Genomic DNA, 20,407 nt, shown 5'->3' with positions numbered 1-20,407 from the left:
TCCGCTTCCAGCTGTCCACCAACATCGGCGCCATCCTCACCCTGCTCGCCACCGTCCTGGCCGGACTGCCCGCCCCCATGTCCGCGGTACAGCTGCTCTGGGTCAACATCATCATGGACGGACCACCCGCCATGGCCCTGGGCATCGACCCCCCACGGGACGACGTGATGCGCCGCCCGCCCCGCTCTCCCGGCGAGCGCATCCTGAACGCCCGCCGTCTGGCGGCCATCACCCGGTCCGGCGCCGTCATGGCCGCGGGCACCCTGGCCGTCTTCGCCGGCGCCCGCAACCTGACCGACACCGAGACCGCGGCCACCATGGCCTTCACCACCTTCGTCCTCTTCCAGCTGTTCAACGCCCTGGCCGCACGCAGCGAGGACGGCCCCGTCCTCGGCCGCCACCAGCTGCACAACCGCATCCTGTGGAGCTGCCTGGCCGCCGTCCTCACCCTCCAGGTCATCGCCGTACAGGTGCCCTTCGCCCAGGGAGTCTTCGACACCGTCCCCCTGAGCCCCGCCCAGTGGGCGGTCTGCCTCGCCACCGCCTCCACCGTGCTGCTGACGGAACACGCCTGGCGCGCCGGGCGGGCACGGCTGGGCACGCGGCCGGTGTGAGCCGCAGGGGCTGATCGTCCACGGCGCCACCAGGCGCCCATACGCAGGACCGCACGGCCCGGGGACGACACCGTGGCCCCATGGACGGCTACCGGTCGGCCCTCGCGCTCGTCGCCGTGTCGACCGTGCTCAACACGCTGTTCGCCGGCGGCGAGATCGCGCTGGTCCCGCCGCGCGAGAGCCGCCTGCGCCGCCTGCGACGCGGGCCAGGAACCTCCGCGACCCGGCTGGTGCGTCTCTTTCAGGCCAGGACCACGTGTTCCCGGGGGTGCCGGGTGGCTCCGCGAACGCCGGGGCGCCGTCGGTCTGTTCGGGCCTGTGGCGGCGGGTATGAGCCGTCCAGGTTCAGGGATTCGTACCCCCCTGTCCAGCACGTCCGCATCGAGACTTCTGAATGGCTGGGCGGCCGCAGAGCCGCAGAAGGGGGAGCCCGCCGGCGGCCGGTGTGCCGTCCGTGCCGTCTTTGCCGGTATCACTCCTGGGCGCAACGGCAATCGGCCGTCGGCGGCCTCCCCCACTCGATCATTGCATAATGCAAAATTAGATCGCCAGTCATTCCGGCCGCTTTCCGGGAAGTTCTCCCGACGGGTCCGGCCAGGGTCGGACGAACTGATGGTGGCAGCCTGTGGACGGTATGACAGGGGGGCAGACCTTACGAGAATCTGACGTGGTGGTGAAACCCCTCGTGGCCCGTTCGTCCCGTAGGCAACTCTGGTGCTGCACACCGCCGTTCCGTGGTGGCGACGGAGGTCCGAGGAGCAACGCATGAGCAGGCACACCAGGCGCAGGCCGTCGCTGCAGGTCCGGCTGACTGCCGGCGGGGCAGGGATCCTCGCCCCGGTGGCGGCCGTCACCACGGTGAACTTCGCCTCCGCCGGGGAAGCCCAGCGTTCCGGGCGCACGGTCAGGGCCGGTCACGCGGTCTTCGTACAGGGCAACGAACTCGCCGGCAACACCATCCACGCCTTCGTGCGCGGTGACGACGGCGTGCTGAGTGCCGCGGGCCGCTACTCGACCGGTGGCAGAGGAGGGGACCAGGTCGACGCGCCCACCGATTCGCTCGCGTCCCGGGGCTCCCTCGTCGACGACGACCGGTCGGGCTTACTGCAGGCGGTCAACAAGTCGGCCGGCGACGTGCCGTTCGCGGTCACCTTCGACAGGGGCGGCCGGATGCTGGTGGCCGAGGCCGGGAAGCCGACGGTCGGTACGTACAGGGTGAGCGCCGACGGAACCCTGAAGGTCGTCCAGCAGCCCTTGCCCAACGGCCAGAACACGCTGTGCCGGCTGGAACACGCCGGCGATTTCTTCCACGGCGGCAACACCGGCAACTCCACCGTCACCGGTTGTCGCACCGACCGGCACGGAAAGCTCGCGCTCACCAACGAGGTCGGCGTCGCCACCCCGCCGTCGGCCATGTCGCAGGGCGTGATCGACGTGGCGGTGACCGGCGACGACAGGTTCCTGTACGTGCAGAACGCCGTCTCCGGCACGGTCGACGGCTTCCGTGCCGGCGGGAACGGCTCGCTCGCCAAGGTCACCACCGTCACTGGACTGCCCGCCTTCGCCGAGTCCGGCATGGAGGGCATCGTCGCGGTGTAAGAGAAAGCGGCCACCGCGGCCCGACGCCCCGGACATCCTTGTCCGGGGCGTCACGCGGGTGAGCATCCGTGCCGACGGTGTCCGGCGGCGGCGTCGAGGCGGACGAAGGGGACGCCTCGCCCCGCCTCGCGGTACGACGCCTCGCCGCCGTCGACGGGAAGTCCCATGTACCCGCACAGGCGACGGGCCGTCCGGGGATGCCGCCGGGCGTAGTCGGCCATGACCTCGGCGCCCTCGTCGGGTGTGAGGAAACGGGCGGTGACGGCGTAGGGACGGGTGCCGAACTGGAGGAGCGTCTTCGGCTGCTCGCGCAGGTTCACGTACCAGTCGGCCTTCGGTCCGAATCCGGAGGCGACGGTCCAGCTCGCGTCGGCCGGGGAGTGGGACACCACTTCCAGGACCACCATGCGGTCAAGGCCACTGACGCGGCCGACGTGGTGCAGCAGGAGCAGCCGCTTCCCGAAGAGGGGCCCCAGCCCGGCGCGGAAGAGCAGGATCGGCAGCCGCGCGGCCAGGCGTCGCCATCCGGTGGGGAGTTGGGGGCGGCCAGGTGTGGTGTTTCTGCGCGTCATGATCGCCGTCCGTGGGTCGGAAATGTCGGCTTTCGGCCTCGATCAAGTAAAGAACAGGGGGTGAGAGCCGTCTCGCGCGAGTAACTTTTGCATAGTCTAAATGTGGGGGAGGGGTGCCTGCGGAGATTGGGGGCGGCTCTCGGATGCCGCGACACCGTTGGAGTAGGTATGACCGACAAGAAGCCGCCGTCGAGCTGGACGGTGCTGTCCTGGATGCCGGGCGTGATGATGGCGGTGGTCGCGGTTGTGGACGTCGTGGCCGGGCCGGGGGTGGGCTTTCTTCCACTGGTCTCGCTCGGTCCCGCGTTCTCCGGGTTGGTCGGGGGGTGGCGTCGTACGGCGGTGTTCGGGCTTGTGGCGCTGGTGTTGTGCGTGGCGCTCGGCCTGTACGACGGGCTGTTCGAGGGGCGTCGGGGGTTCACCGCGATGGCGTCGGTGGCGGGCGTGACCGGTGTGGGCATCGCGGCGGCCGTGATGCGCTCGCGCCGGGAGGGAGAACTGGCCAGCGTGCGGTCGATCGCGGAGGTCGCCCAGCGGGTGCTGCTGCGGCCGGTGCCGTTGACCGCGGGGCCGCTGCAGGCGGCGGTGTCCTACACCTCGGCGGTCGCGGAGGCGCGCATCGGCGGGGATCTGTACGAGGTGGTGGCCTCGCCGCACGGCATCCGGGTGATCGTGGGTGATGTGCAGGGCAAGGGCCTGGCCGCGGTGGAGACGGCGGCCGTCGTCCTCGGCGCCTTCAGGGAGGCGGCGCACGACGAGCCGGACCTGGTGGGCCTCGGCGAGCGTCTGGAACGGAGCATGGCCCGGGAACTGGAGGGCGAGAAGTTCGTCACCGCGATCCTCGCCGAGATCGGCGCACGCCACGAGGCCGTCTTCCTCAACTACGGTCATCCGGCCCCGCTGGTCGTACGCCAGGACGGAGCCGTCGACTTCCCGCAGCCGCTCGCCTACGCCCTTCCGCTCGGCCTGGGCGTGCACGCGGGGGAGGGGCCGAAGCCGTACCGCGTGGACTTCGCTCCCGGCGAGCAACTGCTGTTGTATACCGACGGTGTCACCGAGGCCCGTGACGAAGACGGCCGCTTCTACCCCGTCGGCGAGCGCGCGCATCTGCTCAAGGACCCCGACGCGCACCGTGCCCTGGAGGCCCTGCGCGCGGATCTTGCCCAGCACGCCGGCGGGCCGCCCCATGACGACGCCGCGATGCTCCTGCTCCGCTATCACGGTCATGAGAAAGGAAAATCTGTTCCCATTGTGTGAGCGGGTCCCCATGCGTGAGTGAGCGGTGACTTCGGGACGGTAGAAAGGACCTATGCCGGAGCGCAAGACCCCTGCCGGGGCGATGGATGATGTCGACGTGGTGACCCGTGCGGTGCTGACCGCGTCCCGTCTGCTGGTGGCGGTCTCCGCCCGCTCCCTCGCAGAGGTCGAGGAGCGGGTGACGCTGCCGCAGTTCCGGATGCTGGTCGTGCTGTCGACGCGCGGGGCCACCAAGCTGGTCACGCTCGCCGACCTGCTCCAGGTGGCGCCGTCCACCGCGATGCGCATGGTCGACCGGCTGATCGCGGCCGGGCTCGCCGACCGGCAGGCCAATCCCGACAATCGCCGCGAGACCCTGCTGCAGCTCACGGACGAGGGACGCCGCACGGTTGCGGACGTCACCGCCCGGCGCCGCGCCGAGATCGCCGCGATCGTGCAGCGGCTCGCCCCTGCGCAGCGGCTGGCACTCGTGGAGGCCCTCGGCGCCTTCAACAAGGCAGGGGGAGAGCCACTCGCGGCGGCGCTGGACGACGCGGAACCGCACCCACTGGGCTGGGCGGTCGACCTGCCTGTGACCCGCGACGCCTGACCCGCACGGGGCCGCAGCCGGATTCGAGCCCGCTCCACCTCACCTCCGGGCGCGTTTTGCATAATGCAAGGGAAGCGTGCGGGGGCGGTCCGGCTGCCTGGTTCCGGCAATGAGGGCCGCGCGTACTCGTCCGGTCGGGAGCAGTGCGGACCGCCTGCTTGTCACGCCAGGATGCGAGGCCGTGGCTGGACACGGAAGGACGCTGGGAGGGGGGTACGCGCATGCGCCGAGGACATCGACCTCCGCCGGAGGTGCACCTGATGGCGCATCTGCGGAGCACGGTGTGGGGGCCGGCCGAGTTCGTCGGCCTCCCGCCGTGGTGGCTGGCCGCAGAGGGGCTCGTTGCCGGGTGCGTGACGGCGGGGGGGATCGTCGGGGTGACGATCGGCGGTGCCTGGTACGGGATTCCCGGGCTGGCGGACGGTGAGGGCGGCCTGGTCTGTGCCGCCGCGCTCGCCCTCTACCTTCGCGTGATGCGGGCCGGACGGGCACTGATCGCCGTCGTCGCCCTGCTCGGGGTCTGCCTTGCGTTGCAGGCGCCCCAGGCGGCTGTGGGCCTGGTGCTGGCAGAGCGGGGGCGCGTGGAGTCCGTGGTGGTGACATCGGTCGAGGGCGGACTGGGAGGCGTCTCCGGCCGTGACCGCTATCTCTGCTCGGTGGCCGACCGTGACGGCGTACCGCTGAAGGTCCGTATCTGGCGGGGGTGCGGGCGGGCCACCCGACCTGGCGACGCGCTCGCCGTCGTGTACGACGTGAAGGGGCGCGTGCCGCCGCGCGGCGTGGAGGCCGGAGCGTCCTGGCCAGGGCACCTTCGTGACCTGGGCGGCTGGGCCGGCACGCTCGTCGCCGCGTGCCTGATCGCGGTCGTACGCTCCTACCGGCTCTCCCACGCCGTGTCCGGCCTCTCTGGCCGGCCGGTCTCCCCGACGGGACAGTGACAGGGCGCGCCGGCCACCGTCTCGCCGATCATTCGGCGGCCGGGCTGGGAGCGGGTGTCGGGGCACTGGTGTTGATGTCCAGGTCCGGGCGCGGTGTGAGGACGACGATGGGGGAGCCGGGCTGGGGTGCGGGCGGGGTGACCTGCTCGATGGGGAGCTTGGGCGGGGCGGTCTGCTGGAAGTTGACCTGTTCGATGTTGACCAGGCCGGTCTTCTCCAGCACGGTCATGTGGTCCAGGACTGTGTCGTTGGCCAGGTCGGCGAGCTGACGGACCAGGGTGTTCTGGGTGCTGGCGCGGATCTTGGCGATGGGTGGGAAGATCTGGCCGTGCGTGACCCGCATGATGCTGACCGCGGTGGAGTCGAACTCCCTGCCGCTCTTGGAGTCCACCGTCGCCACGAACTGCTGCTGCTGAGGGCTCGCCAGGTTCGGCAGGGTGATGTTCAGCTCGGGGGCGATCTTCCGGCACAGGTCGTCGAGCCCGGCGTGACCGACGATCAGGTGTGCGCCGGCCTCCTTCATTTCCGCGGTGGTGCCCCGCTCCATCACCATCTCTCCCAAGGGGTACTCCCACAGTCCGGCAGCGCGGACCTTGACCACGAAGTCGCGGTCGGCCTCGGTCAGTGGCCCGTACTGGGTGTTGGCGATGATCCGGGACGTGTTCGTCGTCGCGTTCTCCACGCCGAGCATGGCGGGATAGGCGAGGGCGGTGAGGGTCAGGCCCAGCGCCCCGAACACGAAGATGCTTCCCAACTTGTTGAGTGAAATGGGCATGGAGACTCCTGACGTGAGCGAGCTGTATGCCAAGGGGTACGGGCGCGCAGAGGAGAACCTTCACTGCAATGGGTATATTTTGCAGAGCGTGACGTGATGTGCGTCACGTGTTGAGTTCTTTGGTGCCGGCGGCGGGGTGAGCGAGCCGTCTCGCGCGAACACCTGGACCCAGACGGCGAGGGGCGCATCGCCTCGCGCTTCGACGGCGAGTTTCGTCTCGATGTTGCCCGACCGTGCCCGGGCAGGGCGGATGGTCGGCCCCGGCCGACCATCCGCGATTCCCGCGTGTGTGGTGCGTGACCACGCGGATGAAGCTGTATGCGCGGCGCGCGGCGCGCTCTGGTGGCTGAGCCGGCCGACTGGTCGTCCGTGCTCGTCGTCGAGTACGGGCACGCCGGTGCCGGCGGCCGAGAGCTGGGTGTGAAGAGCCTGGGCGAGGGACTGGTCCACCGTCACGGGTGCAAAATATGTGAGAGCGAGGGAGATGTGCCCCGCGCACCCGATTTTTGCATGATGCAAAACTCTCGCGAGTGGTGAACGCGGCCGATGACGCTTCCGTACCCCTGAGAGCGTGGTGGCACGGATGTGAGGAAATCCGGCGATGCCCGTTGACATGTCGTGTGGCGCACTGCCGACAGTGGTCTGGCGAGGCGGAGGGAGGGGCGATCATTCAGGACGAGATGGCGACGGCCCTCGACGACCGCCCCGTTCGGCCCGAGGCGAATCGTGCCGCGGCCCGGGTCAGGGCAGGCGTCCTCGCCCTGACCCGGCGCGGTGGTCGCCGCCCCGGGGCATCACGCCGTCGCCGACGGAGCGGTGCCCTGGCGGTTCGTGATGCCGGTGGCGGGAGCACAGTTCGTCGTGATCCGGCCCGTCGTCCGTCGGCGCTCCGCGCTCCCCGCCGCTCTGTGATGCGCCCTCGCCGTACAGGGCGCGATGCATCTGGCACTGGAGATCGCCGACGATACGGACCCCGCCGGGATCGTCCGGGTCGGCCACGCGGCTCATGGCGTGGGCGGTCATGTGGTCATGCCCGTGGGCGGCGGGCATGTCTGGCATCACGCCCCTGTCGTGATGTCCGAACTGCCCGCTGGCGGGCAGGAGCCCGAACAGCTCGCCCCCGTCCTGAGGTTGCGGCCGGGAGGGGCCGCGGCATCGGACACGGCCCCTCCCGGCCGCAGCCCATCCACCGACGCCGCACCCGCACCCGCACCCGCACAGAGCACACCCGCCGGGACGGCGGCCGACGCCCGGACCGCCGGGAATCCCTCCGCCGCACAGGACGGCGGCTCGTCCACCGGTCTGTGCGCCGGCTCCGTGATCGCCGTGCCGCTCGTGGGGGGCGGCGGCGTGTGGCGGTAGGCCGGGCGCCGGGCCTCCTGCGGCATCTGACCCGCCCGTGTGCTGTCCGCGCGGCCGGAGTACGGCCCCGAGGGCAGCACGGCGTCGGATGCGTCCGCACGTGTCCGAACGCCTCCGAGACCCAAGAGCCGACCCGGAGACATGACGTGGAACGACGACAGGCGCAGCAGGGCGGGCGCGTGGGCAGGGCACTGCTGGTGGTGGCCGCCGTGCTGGCCGGTGTCCTGCTCGGCGGCGCGACACCGGCCTCGGCACACGCGGTGCTGACCGGCAGCGACCCGAGCGCGGGCATGGTGCTGAAGACGGCGCCGAAGTGGGTGACGGTCTCCTTCACCGAGTCCGTCGCCCTGGCCGAGGACTCGGTGCGCGTCCTCGACCCGGACAGCCGCCCGGTCACCGCGGGCGACCCCGAGCACGCGGACGGCAAGGCGGACACCGCGCGCGTGCCGCTGACCGGCGACCTGAAGGAAGGCACGTACACCGTCTCCTGGCGAGTGCTGTCAGAGGACAGCCACGCCGTCTCCGGTGCCTTCACCTTCTCCATAGGAGCGCCCTCGCAGACCCGCGCCGAAGCCGCTGCCGAGCCGGCCGTGGATCCGGCCGTCAACACGCTGTACGGCATCGGCCGCTACGTTGCGTACGGGGGCCTGGCCCTGCTGATCGGCGGCGCCGTGTTCGTCCTGGTCTGCCGGCCCGGGGCCACGGCCGTGCGAGTGGTGCGCGGGCCGCTTGCGGCCGGGTGGTGGGCGCTGGTGCTGTCGACGGTCGTGCTGCTGCTGATACGCGGGCCATACGCGAGCGGGGACGGACCGGCCGGGGTGTTCGACCCGCGCCTGCTGCGGAGCACGGTGGACAGCCGGCCGGGCATCGCACTGCTGGTCCGCCTGGCTCTGCTCCTGTTGGTGGCTCTGCTCCTCAGGCGCGGCCGGTCCGAGTGGAAGGCCGGCCGAGGCACGGCGGCGGCGGGCGTCGCCCTCAGTATCGTCCTTGCCGGGACCTGGGCGGCGGCCGAGCACGCCTCCGCGGGGATCCAAGTGCCTGCGGCGATGGTCTCCTCGGTCCTGCACCTGCTCGCCATGGCCGTGTGGCTGGGTGGGCTGACCGCGCTGCTGGCGGTCCTGTTCAGGGCACCGGCCGATGACCCGCTCCCGCCCGCCGCGGTGGCCCGCTTCTCCCGGCTCGCACTCGCCTCGGTGGCCGTACTGGCAGCCACCGGCGTCTACCAGTCCTGGCGCGGACTCGGTTCCTGGGAGGCGTTCACCACCCCTTACGGCAGGACGCTCGCCCTGAAGGTCGCAGCCGTGGCCCTCATGCTGGTGGCGGCGTCGTACTCGCGGAACTGGACAAGAGGGCTACTGCGGGTGCCCCAGGTGAAACCGGCGCTGGTCGCCGTGGGCGGTGGCGACCAGAGCTCTCCGCCCGACCGCACGACGGTGCCTGACGCCGGGTCCGGCACTGCCGAGCCCGGCCCCGAGGCCCAGCGGCGCGGCCTGCGCAGGCCCGTGCTGGCAGAGGTGGGGATCGGCGTCGTGGTGCTCGCGGTCACCACCGTGCTGACGGGCAGCCAGCCGGGGCGGGCCGCCACCGGGTCCGCGGCGGCCTCCACGGCCGTCGGGCAGTCGAACGTAACCCTTGTGGTGGTCCCTTTCGACACGGGTGCCCCCGCCGGGAGCGGCAAGGTACAGGTCACCCTGGAACCGGGCCGGGTCGGCCGCAACGTGGTGGAGGCCGTGGTCTTCGGTGCCGACGGAAGCCTCATCGCCATCCCCGAACTGCGCCTCACCTTCACCCAGACCGCACAGCGCGTCGGCCCGCTCGACGCCGAACTGGTCGACCAACGCGGCTACTGGGGCAGCGACAACCTCAACCTTCCGCTCGCCGGGACCTGGACGATGCGGGCCACCGTGCGCGTCTCCGACATCGACCAGGTCACCGTGTCCAGCACCGTGAAGATCACCCCATGAGATCCGGGCAGGGACGACAGTCCCGGCGCGAAGGCGGTCGCCGGTTGCCGATCGCCGGCCGCTGGCTGTCACGTGCGTAACCGTTCTCGTCCCTGCTCCCGGGCGACTTCGGAGATCGTCTTGGTTTGACGTCAACGCGATCTGGACGGCTTCCTCGCGGAACTCCGGCGAGGAGCTTACCGGGTGGCGCTACTTCTTCCTTGTAAGGTCCCCCGCAGGTCCCCCGCAGGTCCCCCGGCGCATGGCCGAGGACAACGCCGCGGTCAGGGCGCCCTGGCGAAGACCGAATTCGCCGCGGGGGGCGCGTGGCCTCGCTGGCCGTGCGCCCGCGCCACGGCCGAGCTGTCACCCGAACTGGACCGGGGACGTCAGAACTCATAGCGACTCAGCAGATATCACGGCTGCATCGCGCGCGGAGATGGCACCTCATAGCCGACTGTGCTGCGACGTGGGCCATGGGGGAGAGGCATCCAAGCGGTTGGCTCCGGTGGTCCTCTGCGGGGCTGCGGGGCGCCCAGGCGTGCCGGTGTCCGTCGGGGTGGTACGGCGAGGGGGCCGCACCTGCGGTTGGCAGGTACGGCCCCCTTCGGGCTGGGGTGGTGGTCAGGCGGCTGTGCCGGTGCTGCCGGTGTTGCGGCGGCGGACGAGGAAGACGGCGCCGGTGCCGACGGCGACGGCGGCGCCGCCCGCGAGTGCGATGGTCGGGAGCATGGAGCCGGCGCCGGTGTCGGCGAGGTTGCCCTCCGGGTCGATCGGCGTGTTGCCGGTCGGCTTGTTCGGCAGGGGGTTGCTGCCGCCCTGCGGCTCGGAGTCGTCGACGTCGCCGGGCTCGGATCCGGCGGCGAGGATGTCGAACTCGTAGAAGCTGGCGTCGCCGGAGTAGACGCAGTTGCCCTCGTCGTCGGCGTACATGCCGATGGTGATGGCGAAGCCGAGGCCGGAGGGGGCCGTCTTGTCCACGGACAGGCGCAGGTCGACGGAGAAGGACTCGTTGGCCTTGATGTCGGTGTAGCCGAGGTAGCCGGCGCCCTCGTCGTTCTCGTCGAGGGAGATGTCGGTCCACTTCCCCGTGGAGGGGTCCTTGAACTGCAGGGTGAGGTAGCTGGTGTCGATGAAGAAGTCGTCCTCGTCGATCTGGGCGGCGAAGACGCCGAGATCGACGCGCTGGTAGCTGTGGCTGCCGGTGTTCTTGACGTCGAGTTTGAAGCCGTGGAAGCCGCTGCCCGCGACGATCTTCGAGGGCAGGCCGGACAGGCCGGTGTGCAGGTCCTCGTCGATCTTTATGTCCTCGTCGTCCTCGCACTCCACGGGGCCCGGCGCGGGCGGCGTCGTCGCGGAGGCGGAGGGGGAGGCCGACACGGTGGCCGGGGCGCTGGGCGACGCGGAGTCGGAGGCGGCCGGGCTGGACTCCTCCCCGGCCGGGGTCGATTCGTCTGCTGCCGGGGTCGACTCGTCGGTGGCCGGGGTGGATTCGTCGGCGGGCGGCGTGGTGTCGTCCGCCGCGCGTGTGGACTCCTCCTCGGCCGGGGCCGTCTCACTGACCGTCGGCGACGGGCTGCCGTCCGTGGCATACGCGGCCGGAGCCGCGAGGAGGACGGCCGGTGTGATGGCGGCAGTCGCGGCGGCGAGGGCCAGGGAACGGCGAAGCTTCATACGAACCTCAGAGGCAGGAGTGAACGATGTGTGCGCAGACATGACCGGCAGCGAACACAAAGGGTTGCCCAAAACCTCACAACTCCTTTATGTGGCATGCGTCACAGGCTGGCCGCCGGGCTCCGTGGCGCCCTGTGATGCCAGGCCGACGCCTTTCGCGGGCCCCATGGCGGTGGGCGACCGGTGTTGGTGGGTGCGTACCGGACCATCCTCGTGTGTCCGAAACCGCCGTCACCCCTGTCCCGATACCGTCGGGCTCCCTTCCGGCGGGTGCGCCCATCTGGTCGTCCATCGACGCCGCTGACTGGGCTCAGGCGCGCCCGGCGCCCTGGGTGCGGCCCGTGCCGGCGCTGCTGATCACCGTCGTATGGGTGATCGTGGCGTAGCCGGGAACCGCTGCGCAGCGATGTGGCTCCCCGGGCGGGTGAGCAGGTCTTCGGCCGGTACGGGCTCTGTGGTCGCGGGGACGCCGAGGTCGGTTGCCGTGGAGGAATACTCGCCAGAAGCCGTGCGGAACGCTCTCAACCGGACTGCCGCACTCGCCGCCAGGGAGTCGGTCCGGCCTGCGTTGCCGCGATACCGTGCCCACTAGCATGCCCCTGACCAGTAAAAACGCCCTCCCGGAGGGAGGGCGGAAGCGATGCGTGTGCAGAGCGCCCCCGGCAGGACTCGAACCTGCGGCCAAGCGCTTAGAAGGCGCCTGCTCTATCCACTGAGCTACGGGGGCCGGGTGTGGTGGCCTCTGTCGTGGTTGGCCCGGGTGTGGGCTGGTCCTTGACGTTGCCGGGGACAAGGATAGGGCTCCCGTGTCCTTGTCCTGGTTGCTTCGCCTCCGTGGCTCAATGTGGAGGTTCGGTGAAGCGGTCCTGATAATCGCAGGCAGGTACGAATCGTGCACCGCTTTTGCCGTCTCGCGCATCGGGTGTTGTGCACTCGTTATGCCTGGACTATGCCTACGTCCCAGTCATCCCTTCCGTCCCTTGTGTTCCGTCGGCGCGCAGACATGCTCATATGCTTCAGAATTCCCCTAAAATTGGGCATTCTTCACATGTGGTGACCTTGGACGTACGGCCTCAGCTGCTCGACGCACTTTCCGCCCTGCGCGACCGTGTCGCCGCCGCACGCTTTCCGCTGCCCCTGGCGGGGGCTCCACGCGCGCGTGCCAACCGCGACGAACTGCTCGCGCAACTCGACGACTACTTGGTGCCCCGCCTGAGGGAACCTGAAGCGCCCTTGCTCGCCGTTGTGGGCGGGTCCACCGGGGCCGGCAAGTCGACCCTCGTCAACTCCCTTGTGGGACGCCGGGTCAGTGAGGCCGGCGTTTTGCGGCCCACGACCCGGACACCGGTGCTGGTCTGCCATCCCGAGGACCATCACTGGTTCAGCGGGATGCGGGTACTGCCCGACCTCACGCGCGTGTGGGTGCCCCAACAGGAGCCGGGACGGGACCCCGGCGACGAACTGCTGCTCCCCGGCGAGGACGGGACGCGGGTGCTGCGAGTCGAGACCGCCGAGAGTCTGCCGCGCGGGCTCGCCCTCCTCGACGCCCCCGACGTCGACTCCCTCATCGCCGACAACCGTGTCCTCGCCGCCGAACTGATCTGCGCCGCCGACATCTGGATCATGGTGACGACGGCCGCCCGGTACGCCGACGCCGTCCCCTGGCATCTCCTGCGCACCGCCAAGGACTACGACGCCACTCTCGTCACCGTCCTCGACCGGGTGCCCCACCAGGTGGTGTCCGAGGTGTCCCGGCAGTACGGCGCCCTCCTCACCAAGGCCGGCCTCGGTGACGTACCGCGCTTCACCGTGCCCGAACTGCCCGAGTCCGCCTGGGGCGGTGGGCTGCTTCCGGCCACCGCGGTAGCGCCGTTGCGCGCCTGGCTCACCCAGCAGGCGCAGGACCCGGCCGGCCGGCAACACGTCATGGCCCGTACGGCGTACGGGGTCCTCGACTCCCTCAAGTCCCGCATGCCCGAGCTGGCCAGTGCGTCCGCCGCCCAGTACTCTGCCGCCCTGCGGCTCACCGCGGCCGTCGACGGGGCCTACGACAGCGAGCACGCACGCGTACGGGGGCGGTTGCAGGCCGGCGCCGTCCTCGCCGGGGACGCGTTGAAGCGGTGGCGCGCCTTCCCGCTCGACTGCTCCGCCGGTGAACTCCTCGACGCCCTCGTGGAGAGCCTCTGCGCCCTCCTGCTCTGCTCCGTGACCGCCGCCGACGAACGCGTCGACGACGCCTGGCGCCGCGAACCGGCCGCGGACGCCCCGGGCCTGACGGGCCGCGACCCGTCCGAGGAGAGCGTCGAGCACCGCATCGGGATGGCCGTACGACGGTGGCGGCGCGAGCTGGAGGAGTACGCGGAGGAGGAGCTGCGCGACCTCGACCGGAGTGCCGCCCCGGACGTCGAGGCTGTCGCCGCGCTCGTCGCCACCGCACTGCTGGGCGGCAGACGGGCCCGCTCCGCGGGCGAGGGGCTCGCCGAGCGCATCGGCGCCCACGGCGCCCTGCGGCTGCGCGACCGCGGCGGACGGCTGCTCGCCGACCAACTGGACCGGGTCATGCACACCGAACGCGAGCGCCGCCTCGCCCCGCTCGACGCCCTCGACGTCCATCCGGAGCCCCAGGCCGAACTCATCGCCGCGCTGTCCGTACTGCAGAAGGAGAGGTGACCGCGGTGACCGCCGTCACGGACCAGGACCACCACGACGCATCGGCTGAAAACGTGCCTCCACAGGAGGGTCTGTCCGGCGGCGACAAAGCCGAGATGCAGAAGAACGAGGAGAAGAAGGCGGAGAGGCAGGAGAAGAAGGGGGAGCGGAAGCAGGGGGAACGGAAGCAGGAGATGAAGCAGGAAAAGACGGAGGGGGAGGAGGTGAAGGTCGGCGATGGCGGGGCGCCCGACAGCGGCGAAAGCAACGAGAGTGACGCCCCCGGGGAGACCCCTTCCGATGGCGGCCGCCACGCGCGCGTGGCGGCCGATTCCGGCTCCGGCGCCCCTTCCGCCCCCAAGGACCCCCGTACGGAATCCGGGTCCTCCGGCGCCTGGGACGACGGCCTGATCGCGCGCCGTGTCTCCGAAGACGCTCCCCCGCGCGAGACGGTCGTCGAGACCCGAGTCTCCACCAGTGCCGCCCAGCCCGTGATGCCGCTGGCGTACGACGGGCCGCTGCGCTCCCGGCTCGACGCGCTCCGTGAACTCGTGGGGCTGTCCCGTACCCGGCTCGACAGCAGAACGCTCGCCGAGGCCGGCCGCGTCCTGGACGAGGCGGCTGCCCGGCGCAGACTCTCCGGGCAGCACACCGTCGTCGCCATCGCCGGAGCCACCGGCAGCGGCAAGTCCCAGCTCTTCAACGCCCTCGCCGGAGTGGCCATTTCGGAGACCGGGGTACGCCGGCCGACCACCGCCGCGCCCATCGCGTGCAGTTGGAGCGACGGTGCCGCGACCCTCATCGACCGGCTCGGTATCCCGGGACGGCTGCGCCGGCGCCCGCTGCAGAGCGCGGAGGCGGAGGCGCAACTGCGTGGCCTGGTCCTGGTCGACCTGCCCGACCACGACTCGGCGGCCGTCCAGCACCGCGAACAGGTGGACCGTGTACTGGCGCTGGTCGACGCGGTCATCTGGGTCGTCGACCCGGAGAAGTACGCGGACGCAATCCTCCACGAGCGGTATCTGCGGCCCATGGCCGGGCACGCGGAGGTCATGTTCATTGTCCTCAACCAGGTGGACCGGCTCCCCGGAGAGGCCGCCCACCAGGTTCTCGACGACCTCCGGCGACTGCTCGACGAGGACGGCATCGCCCTGGGGGAGTACGGCGAACCAGGCGCCACCGTACTGGCGCTGTCCGCGCTCACCGGGGACGGCATCGGCGAACTGCGCGAGGCGCTCGGGCAGTTCGTGGGTGAGCGCGGGGCCGCGGCCCGCCGGATCTCGGCCGACCTCGACGCCGCCGCGTGGCAGCTGCGGCCCGTCTACGCCACCGGACGGCGAGCCGGGCTGAGCGAACGGGCCCGGGACGAGTTCGCCGACCGGCTCGCCGACGCGGTGGGCGCCACCGCCGCCGGTCAGGCCGCCGAACGCGCCTGGCTGCGCAACGCCAACCGCGCATGCGGCACACCGTGGCTGCGGCTGTGGCGCTGGTACCAGGACAGGCGTGAACCCTCCACCGGCCGCTTCGCCGTACGCGCGCAGCCGGACGAGGAGGCCACGGCCCGTCAGCGTGTCGAACAGGCGGTCCGTACGGTGGCGGAGCGGGCGTCGGCCGGGCTGCCCGCGCCGTGGGCGCTGGCGGTGCGCGAGGCGGCCGTACGCGGGGCGCAGGGCCTGCCCGAGGCGCTGGACGAGCTGGCGGCACGGGCCGGGACGCCCTCGGGACGGCCGACCCGGCCGGGCTGGTGGCCCGTCGCCGTGCTGGCGCAGGCGTCCATGACGATCCTTCAGATCGTCGGCGGGCTGTGGCTGGTGGGCCAGATCGTCGGGGTCATGGCGCCGAACCTGGGCGTGCCGGTGCTGTTGATGTCGTTGGGCATCGTCGGCGGTCCTGGCGTGGAGTGGAGCTGCAGACTGGCGGCTCGCGGACCTGCCCGCCGGTACGGCCTGGAGGCGGAACGGCGGCTGCGGGAAGCGGCGGCCGGCTGCGGCCGGGCCCGGGTACTGGATCCGGTGGCGGCGGAACTGTTGCGGTATCGCGAGGTACGGGAGCAGTACGGGAGGGTCACGGGGGCCCGGGCGGTGGTGGGGTGAGCGTGGGGAGCCGGGTGGGCCTCGGCGGGTCCGTGCTGTGTACGTATGTTCGGCTGAGTGGACGGGGAAACCGCAGGTCGCAGGGGTGGAGCTTTGGAGGAGTGAGGTGAGAGGGGCTTATCGGTCCCTCGGCCGGGTGACGGAGTTTTCCACAACCGGCCGGTAGTCCACAGGTCTCAGCGGGCTCGGCCCGGCGGATGCATTCTGGCTTCGCGGCGATCGCGGCGGACGAGATCGGCGCGCAGCGGTGACCGGAGAAAAGCACGGTCGCCGTGCCAGACACAGCCGTACGGGACGGGCCCGTACGGGTATCCGCCGGCGCGAGAGCGCCGGGGCCTGGAGGGGTGGTTCGCATGAACGAGACGATGGTGTGCGCGGTGGGCAACGTGGCGACACAGCCGGTGTACCGCGACCTGGCGTCGGGGGCGTCGGCGAGGTTCCGGCTCGCGGTGACCTCGCGCTACTGGGACCGTGAGAAGAACACGTGGACGGACGGGCACACCAACTTCTTCACGGTGTGGGCGAACCGGGCACTCGCGACGAACGTCGGAGCGTCACTGACGGTGGGTGAACAGGTCATCGTCCAGGGCCGCTTGAAGGTTCGCACGGAGATGCGCGACGGACAGAGCTGGACGTCGGCCGACATCGACGCCGTGGCGATCGGCCACGACCTCGCACGGGGTACGTCGGCGTTCCGACGCTCCGCCGGCCCGCTCAAGGGCGAGGCCGCGGTGTCGTCCCGTCCCGAACCCAGCTGGGAGACGCCGGTGGCCGGCGAGGGCGGCGTGGGGGCTCAACAGCGGCGGGAGCCGGCGGCGGTGACGTGACGTCAGGCCGGGGCGAGCGCCGGCGCTGACCGAACTGAGGCTTATCGGTGAACTGACCGGCATGCGGATGATCTTGGCGATAACGATTCCGAGTCGGATCGGTTGTCCGATGACAGGACTGGGAAATGCGGTGTGCCCCCGTCCCTAGGATGCCGGGCATAGCTCACGGGGCTTCTGATGCTGCTGGTGGGACCGCACCCCCCACGTCAACGAGTCCTGCTCGAAGGGGAATTCTGTGTTTTCTTCGTTCTCTGCGCCCTCCGGGCGCGGGCGAGCGGCGGCGGCCCGGCTCGCCGCCGCGACGATGGTGTCCGGTCTCGCCGTCACCAGCGTGCTGGTCACCGCCGGCACGGCCGTCGCGGACGGGACTCCGCAGCAGCAGGGCGGGGCGACCGCCACCATAGGCGGGCTGAAGACGTACGGCGAGGCCGTCGTCCACGGGGACGACGGGGACCAGCAGGTGTCCGCGGGCCTTTTCGAGATGTCCGTCGACAACGGCGGCACGCTGCAGACGTACTGCGTCGACCTGCACAACCCGACACAGAAGGACGCCAAGTACCAGGAGACCTCCTGGAGCGGCACCTCCCTGGGCGGCAACAAGGACGCGGGCAGGATTCGCTGGATCCTGCAGAACTCCTACCCACAGGTGAACGACCTCGCGGCGCTGGCCGGCCGGGCGGGTGCGGCCGGTCTCACCGAGCAGGACGCGGCGGCGGGCACCCAGGTGGCCATATGGCGCTACTCGGACGGCGCGGACGTGGACGCCGTGGACCCGCAGGCCGGGAAGCTCGCGGACTACCTGGAGAGGAGCGCGCGGAGTCTCGCGGAGCCCGAGGCCTCGCTGACCCTCGACCCGCCCGCAGTCTCCGGCCACCCCGGTGAGCTGCTCGGCCCGGTCACGGTGCACACCGACGCGGACAGCGTCACGGTGATACCGCCCGCCGACGCCGCGACGAGCGGGGTGAGGGTCGTCGACCAGGACGGCGAGGCCGTCACGTCCGCGGTCGACGGCGGTCAGGTCTTCTTCGAGGTGCCCGAGGACGCGCCGGACGGTTCGGCCGCGCTCAGCGTCCAGGCCTCGACCAGTGTGCCGGTCGGCCGCGCCTTCACCTCCGACAGCAGGAGCCAGACCCAGATCCTCGCCGGCTCCAGCGAGTCCACGGTCTCCGCGACGGCGACTGCGAACTGGGCGGCCACGGGTCCCGTCCCCGCGCTGTCCGCGCAGAAGAACTGCGCCAGGAACGGCGTGGACATCACGGCCGCCAACAAGGGCGACGAGGTGTTCACGTTCCAGCTGATGGGATTCGAGCACACCATCGAGGCCGGGGCGTCGCGGACGGTGACGATTCCCCTGCAGGAGGACCAGCCGTACGACTTCACCATCAGGGGCCCGAACGGCTTCGAGCAGCGGTTCACGGGCGTCCTCGACTGTGAGACGCAGGGCGACGAGGGTGGCGACTCCGCCCAGACGCTCAGGGAACCGAGCCCGGCCCTGGCGGGCGACCTCCCCGCCGAGGGCGTCAACCTGGCCGAGACCGGTGGTTCCAGCGCGACCCCGATGATCGCGGGCATGGCGATCGTCCTGCTGGTGATCGGCGGCGGCGTGGTGCTCCTCGTCGGCAAGAAGGAGCTGCACGGGGCAGGCGGCCGGCAGTGAGCGCGATCGACATCGCACCTTGACAACTCGACAGCGTGTGACCGCACGGTGACCCCACTGAACCACGCGGCCCCGGCCCGCCTTCCACGCGCCCGGGGCCGCTGACGTACTCGTTTCCCCGCAGGGGTGGCGGTACGGCAAGATGGGGTGTATCCCACCACTGCCAGATTTCAAGCTGCCGGACGGTTTCTCTTGGCTGAGTACATTTACACCATGCGCAAGACGCGCAAGGCGCACGGCGACAAGGTCATCCTTGACGACGTGACGCTGAGCTTCCTGCCCGGCGCGAAGATCGGTGTGGTCGGCCCGAACGGTGCCGGTAAGTCCACCGTTCTGAAGATCATGGCGGGCCTTGAGCAGCCTTCCAACGGAGATGCCTTCCTCTCGCCCGGCTACACGGTCGGCATGCTCCTCCAGGAGCCGCCCCTCGACGAGTCCAAGACCGTGCTGGAGAACGTCCAGGACGGCGCCGCCGAGATCATGGGCAAGCTCCGGCGCTTCAACGAGGTCGCCGAACTCATGGCGACCGACTACTCGGACGCGCTCCTGGACGAGATGGGCAAGCTCCAGGAAGACCTCGACCACGCCAACGCGTGGGACCTGGACACCCAGCTGGAGCAGGCCATGGACGCCCTGGGCTGCCCGCCCGGCGACTGGCCCGTCACCAACCTCTCCGGTGGTGAGCGCCGCCGCGTGGCGCTGTGCAAGCTGCTCCTGGAAGCCCCCGACCTGCTGCTCCTCGACGAGCCCACCAACCACCTGGACGCCGAGTCCGTGCAGTGGCTGGAGCAGCACCTCGCCAAGTACCCCGGCACCGTCGTCGCCGTAACCCACGACCGGTACTTCCTGGACAACGTCGCCGGCTGGATCCTGGAGCTCGACCGCGGTCGCGCCATCGGCTACGAGGGCAACTACTCGACGTACCTGGAGAGCAAGTCCTCCCGTCTCAAGGTCGAGGGCCAGAAGGACGCCAAGCGCGCCAAGCGTCTGAAGGAAGAACTCGACTGGGTGCGGTCCAACGCCAAGGGGCGCCAGGCCAAGTCCAAGGCCCGTCTCGCCCGGTACGAGGAGATGGCCGCCGAGGCGGACAAGATGCGGAAGCTGGACTTCGAGGAGATCCAGATCCCGCCGGGCCCGCGTCTGGGCTCGATCGTCGTCGAGGTCAACAACCTCACCAAGGCCTTCGGCGAGAAGGTCCTCATCGACGACTTGTCCTTCACTCTGCCGCGCAACGGCATCGTCGGCGTCATCGGCCCCAACGGCGCCGGCAAGACGACCCTGTTCAAGATGATTCAGGGGCTGGAGACGCCGGACTCCGGTTCGATCAAGGTCGGCGACACCGTCAAGATCTCGTACGTCGACCAGAGCCGCGAGAACATCGACCCGAAGAAGTCGCTGTGGGCCGTGGTCTCGGACGAGCTGGACTACATCAACGTAGGCCAGGTCGAGATGCCGTCCCGCGCATACGTGTCCGCCTTCGGCTTCAAGGGCCCGGACCAGCAGAAGGCGGCCGGCGTCCTCTCCGGCGGTGAGCGCAACCGCCTGAACCTCGCGCTCACCCTCAAGCAGGGCGGCAACCTGCTGCTCCTCGACGAACCGACCAACGACCTCGACGTCGAGACCCTGTCCTCGCTCGAGAACGCGCTGCTCGAGTTCCCGGGTGCCGCGGTGGTCGTCTCCCACGACCGGTGGTTCCTCGACCGGGTGGCGACGCACATCCTCGCCTACGAGGGCGAGTCCAAGTGGTTCTGGTTCGAGGGCAACTTCGAGTCCTACGAGAAGAACAAGATCGAGCGGCTCGGCGCCGACGCCGCCCGCCCGCACCGCGCCACCTACAAGAAGCTGACCCGGGACTGAT

Annotated in this window: 17 protein-coding genes and 1 tRNA gene; 13 read left to right on the top strand and 5 right to left on the bottom strand. The window is 70.8% G+C overall.

Annotated elements, in window-relative coordinates; genetic code table 11:
* Together RB628_RS11205 and RB628_RS11200 are read left to right on the top strand one after the other, a co-directional pair.
* The coding region (locus RB628_RS11205) for a cation-translocating P-type ATPase C-terminal domain-containing protein (RefSeq protein ID WP_318320189.1) at window positions 1-614 on the top strand (614 nt) is incomplete at its 5' end.
* Between the two features lie 765 nt (window positions 615-1,379).
* Window positions 1,380-2,213 carry a hypothetical protein gene (locus tag RB628_RS11200; RefSeq protein WP_318320188.1) on the top strand — a complete coding sequence of 278 codons (834 nt, stop codon included), beginning with the start codon at window positions 1,380-1,382 and terminating at the stop codon, window positions 2,211-2,213.
* A gap of 50 nt (window positions 2,214-2,263) precedes the next feature.
* Here the strand turns inward: RB628_RS11200 and RB628_RS11195 are convergent, their stop codons facing one another.
* Window positions 2,264-2,785 carry a nitroreductase family deazaflavin-dependent oxidoreductase gene (locus tag RB628_RS11195; RefSeq protein ID WP_318320187.1) on the bottom strand — a complete coding sequence of 174 codons (522 nt, stop codon included), beginning with the start codon at window positions 2,783-2,785 and terminating at the stop codon, window positions 2,264-2,266.
* A 168-nt stretch (window positions 2,786-2,953) separates the two neighbouring features.
* Here RB628_RS11195 and RB628_RS11190 point away from each other — a divergent pair, with 168 nt between their 5' ends.
* From RB628_RS11190 to RB628_RS11180, 3 genes are all read left to right on the top strand, one after another.
* Window positions 2,954-4,042, top strand: coding sequence for a PP2C family protein-serine/threonine phosphatase (locus RB628_RS11190; RefSeq protein WP_318320186.1), 1,089 nt, complete (start codon window positions 2,954-2,956; stop codon window positions 4,040-4,042).
* Window positions 4,043-4,094: 52 nt separating this feature from the next.
* The gene (locus tag RB628_RS11185) at window positions 4,095-4,631 is read left to right on the top strand and encodes a MarR family transcriptional regulator (protein ID WP_318320185.1); all 537 of its coding nucleotides are present in this window, start codon (window positions 4,095-4,097) and stop codon (window positions 4,629-4,631) included.
* 260 nt (window positions 4,632-4,891) lie between these two features.
* On the top strand, window positions 4,892-5,569 hold the full coding sequence (locus tag RB628_RS11180) for a hypothetical protein (RefSeq protein WP_318320184.1): 678 nt from the start codon (window positions 4,892-4,894) through the stop codon (window positions 5,567-5,569).
* A 28-nt stretch (window positions 5,570-5,597) separates the two neighbouring features.
* On the opposite strand, the gene RB628_RS11175 is transcribed toward RB628_RS11180, so the two are convergent.
* Both RB628_RS11175 and RB628_RS11170 read right to left on the bottom strand, forming a co-directional pair.
* A complete protein-coding gene (locus tag RB628_RS11175; RefSeq protein WP_318320183.1) occupies window positions 5,598-6,344 on the bottom strand; it encodes a DUF4142 domain-containing protein in 747 nt (248 codons plus the stop codon).
* A gap of 741 nt (window positions 6,345-7,085) precedes the next feature.
* Window positions 7,086-7,403 carry a hypothetical protein gene (locus RB628_RS11170; RefSeq protein ID WP_318320182.1) on the bottom strand — a complete coding sequence of 106 codons (318 nt, stop codon included), beginning with the start codon at window positions 7,401-7,403 and terminating at the stop codon, window positions 7,086-7,088.
* Window positions 7,404-7,418: 15 nt separating this feature from the next.
* On the opposite strand from RB628_RS11170, the gene RB628_RS11165 reads away from it, so the two are divergent.
* Both RB628_RS11165 and RB628_RS11160 read left to right on the top strand, forming a co-directional pair.
* A complete protein-coding gene (locus RB628_RS11165) occupies window positions 7,419-7,706 on the top strand; it encodes a hypothetical protein (protein WP_318320181.1) in 288 nt (95 codons plus the stop codon).
* Between the two features lie 194 nt (window positions 7,707-7,900).
* Entirely contained in the window at window positions 7,901-9,670 is a 1,770-nt protein-coding gene (locus RB628_RS11160; protein ID WP_412180634.1) for a copper resistance CopC/CopD family protein, read from the top strand.
* 603 nt (window positions 9,671-10,273) lie between these two features.
* On the opposite strand, the gene RB628_RS11155 is transcribed toward RB628_RS11160, so the two are convergent.
* On the bottom strand, window positions 10,274-11,323 hold the full coding sequence (locus RB628_RS11155) for an LPXTG cell wall anchor domain-containing protein (protein WP_318320179.1): 1,050 nt from the start codon (window positions 11,321-11,323) through the stop codon (window positions 10,274-10,276).
* Between the two features lie 215 nt (window positions 11,324-11,538).
* Between RB628_RS11155 and RB628_RS11150 the strand changes: the two genes are divergently transcribed.
* Complete coding sequence (locus RB628_RS11150) at window positions 11,539-11,709, top strand: hypothetical protein (RefSeq protein WP_318320178.1); 171 nt, start codon at window positions 11,539-11,541, stop codon at window positions 11,707-11,709.
* Window positions 11,710-11,977: 268 nt separating this feature from the next.
* On the opposite strand, the gene RB628_RS11145 is transcribed toward RB628_RS11150, so the two are convergent.
* Window positions 11,978-12,050, bottom strand: a tRNA-Arg gene (locus RB628_RS11145).
* A gap of 323 nt (window positions 12,051-12,373) precedes the next feature.
* Here RB628_RS11145 and RB628_RS11140 point away from each other — a divergent pair.
* From RB628_RS11140 to ettA, 5 genes are all read left to right on the top strand, one after another.
* On the top strand, window positions 12,374-13,993 hold the full coding sequence (locus RB628_RS11140; RefSeq protein WP_318320177.1) for a dynamin family protein: 1,620 nt from the start codon (window positions 12,374-12,376) through the stop codon (window positions 13,991-13,993).
* Window positions 13,994-13,998: 5 nt separating this feature from the next.
* Window positions 13,999-16,065 (top strand): YfjP family GTPase, encoded by a 2,067-nt coding sequence (locus tag RB628_RS11135; RefSeq protein ID WP_318320176.1) that lies wholly within the window; start codon window positions 13,999-14,001, stop codon window positions 16,063-16,065.
* A gap of 353 nt (window positions 16,066-16,418) precedes the next feature.
* A complete protein-coding gene (locus RB628_RS11130; protein WP_318320175.1) occupies window positions 16,419-16,892 on the top strand; it encodes a single-stranded DNA-binding protein in 474 nt (157 codons plus the stop codon).
* Window positions 16,893-17,127: 235 nt separating this feature from the next.
* On the top strand, window positions 17,128-18,549 hold the full coding sequence (locus tag RB628_RS11125; protein WP_318320174.1) for a TQXA domain-containing protein: 1,422 nt from the start codon (window positions 17,128-17,130) through the stop codon (window positions 18,547-18,549).
* Between the two features lie 192 nt (window positions 18,550-18,741).
* Entirely contained in the window at window positions 18,742-20,406 is a 1,665-nt protein-coding gene (gene ettA / locus RB628_RS11120) for an energy-dependent translational throttle protein EttA (RefSeq protein WP_318320173.1), read from the top strand.
* Window position 20,407 lies beyond the last annotated feature (1 nt).

It is taken from the genome of Streptomyces sp. ADMS (genome assembly GCF_033441795.1).
Classification (GTDB): domain Bacteria; phylum Actinomycetota; class Actinomycetes; order Streptomycetales; family Streptomycetaceae; genus Streptomyces.
The sequence above is the reverse complement of the archived record's forward strand: the minus strand, read 5'-3'. Positions and strand labels throughout refer to the sequence as shown.

What these genes read in the sequence shown, in the direction of transcription:
- RB628_RS11170 (WP_318320182.1), bottom strand. Translation starts at nt 7,403, where the DNA reads ATGCCAGACATGCCCGCCGCCCACGGGCATGACCACATGACCGCCCAC.
- RB628_RS11130 (WP_318320175.1), top strand. Translation starts at nt 16,419, where the DNA reads ATGAACGAGACGATGGTGTGCGCGGTGGGCAACGTGGCGACACAGCCG.
- RB628_RS11190 (WP_318320186.1), top strand. Translation starts at nt 2,954, where the DNA reads ATGACCGACAAGAAGCCGCCGTCGAGCTGGACGGTGCTGTCCTGGATG.
- RB628_RS11200 (WP_318320188.1), top strand. Translation starts at nt 1,380, where the DNA reads ATGAGCAGGCACACCAGGCGCAGGCCGTCGCTGCAGGTCCGGCTGACT.
- RB628_RS11165 (WP_318320181.1), top strand. Translation starts at nt 7,419, where the DNA reads ATGTCCGAACTGCCCGCTGGCGGGCAGGAGCCCGAACAGCTCGCCCCC.
- RB628_RS11175 (WP_318320183.1), bottom strand. Translation starts at nt 6,344, where the DNA reads ATGCCCATTTCACTCAACAAGTTGGGAAGCATCTTCGTGTTCGGGGCG.
- RB628_RS11185 (WP_318320185.1), top strand. Translation starts at nt 4,095, where the DNA reads ATGCCGGAGCGCAAGACCCCTGCCGGGGCGATGGATGATGTCGACGTG.
- RB628_RS11180 (WP_318320184.1), top strand. Translation starts at nt 4,892, where the DNA reads ATGGCGCATCTGCGGAGCACGGTGTGGGGGCCGGCCGAGTTCGTCGGC.
- RB628_RS11195 (WP_318320187.1), bottom strand. Translation starts at nt 2,785, where the DNA reads ATGACGCGCAGAAACACCACACCTGGCCGCCCCCAACTCCCCACCGGA.
- RB628_RS11155 (WP_318320179.1), bottom strand. Translation starts at nt 11,323, where the DNA reads ATGAAGCTTCGCCGTTCCCTGGCCCTCGCCGCCGCGACTGCCGCCATC.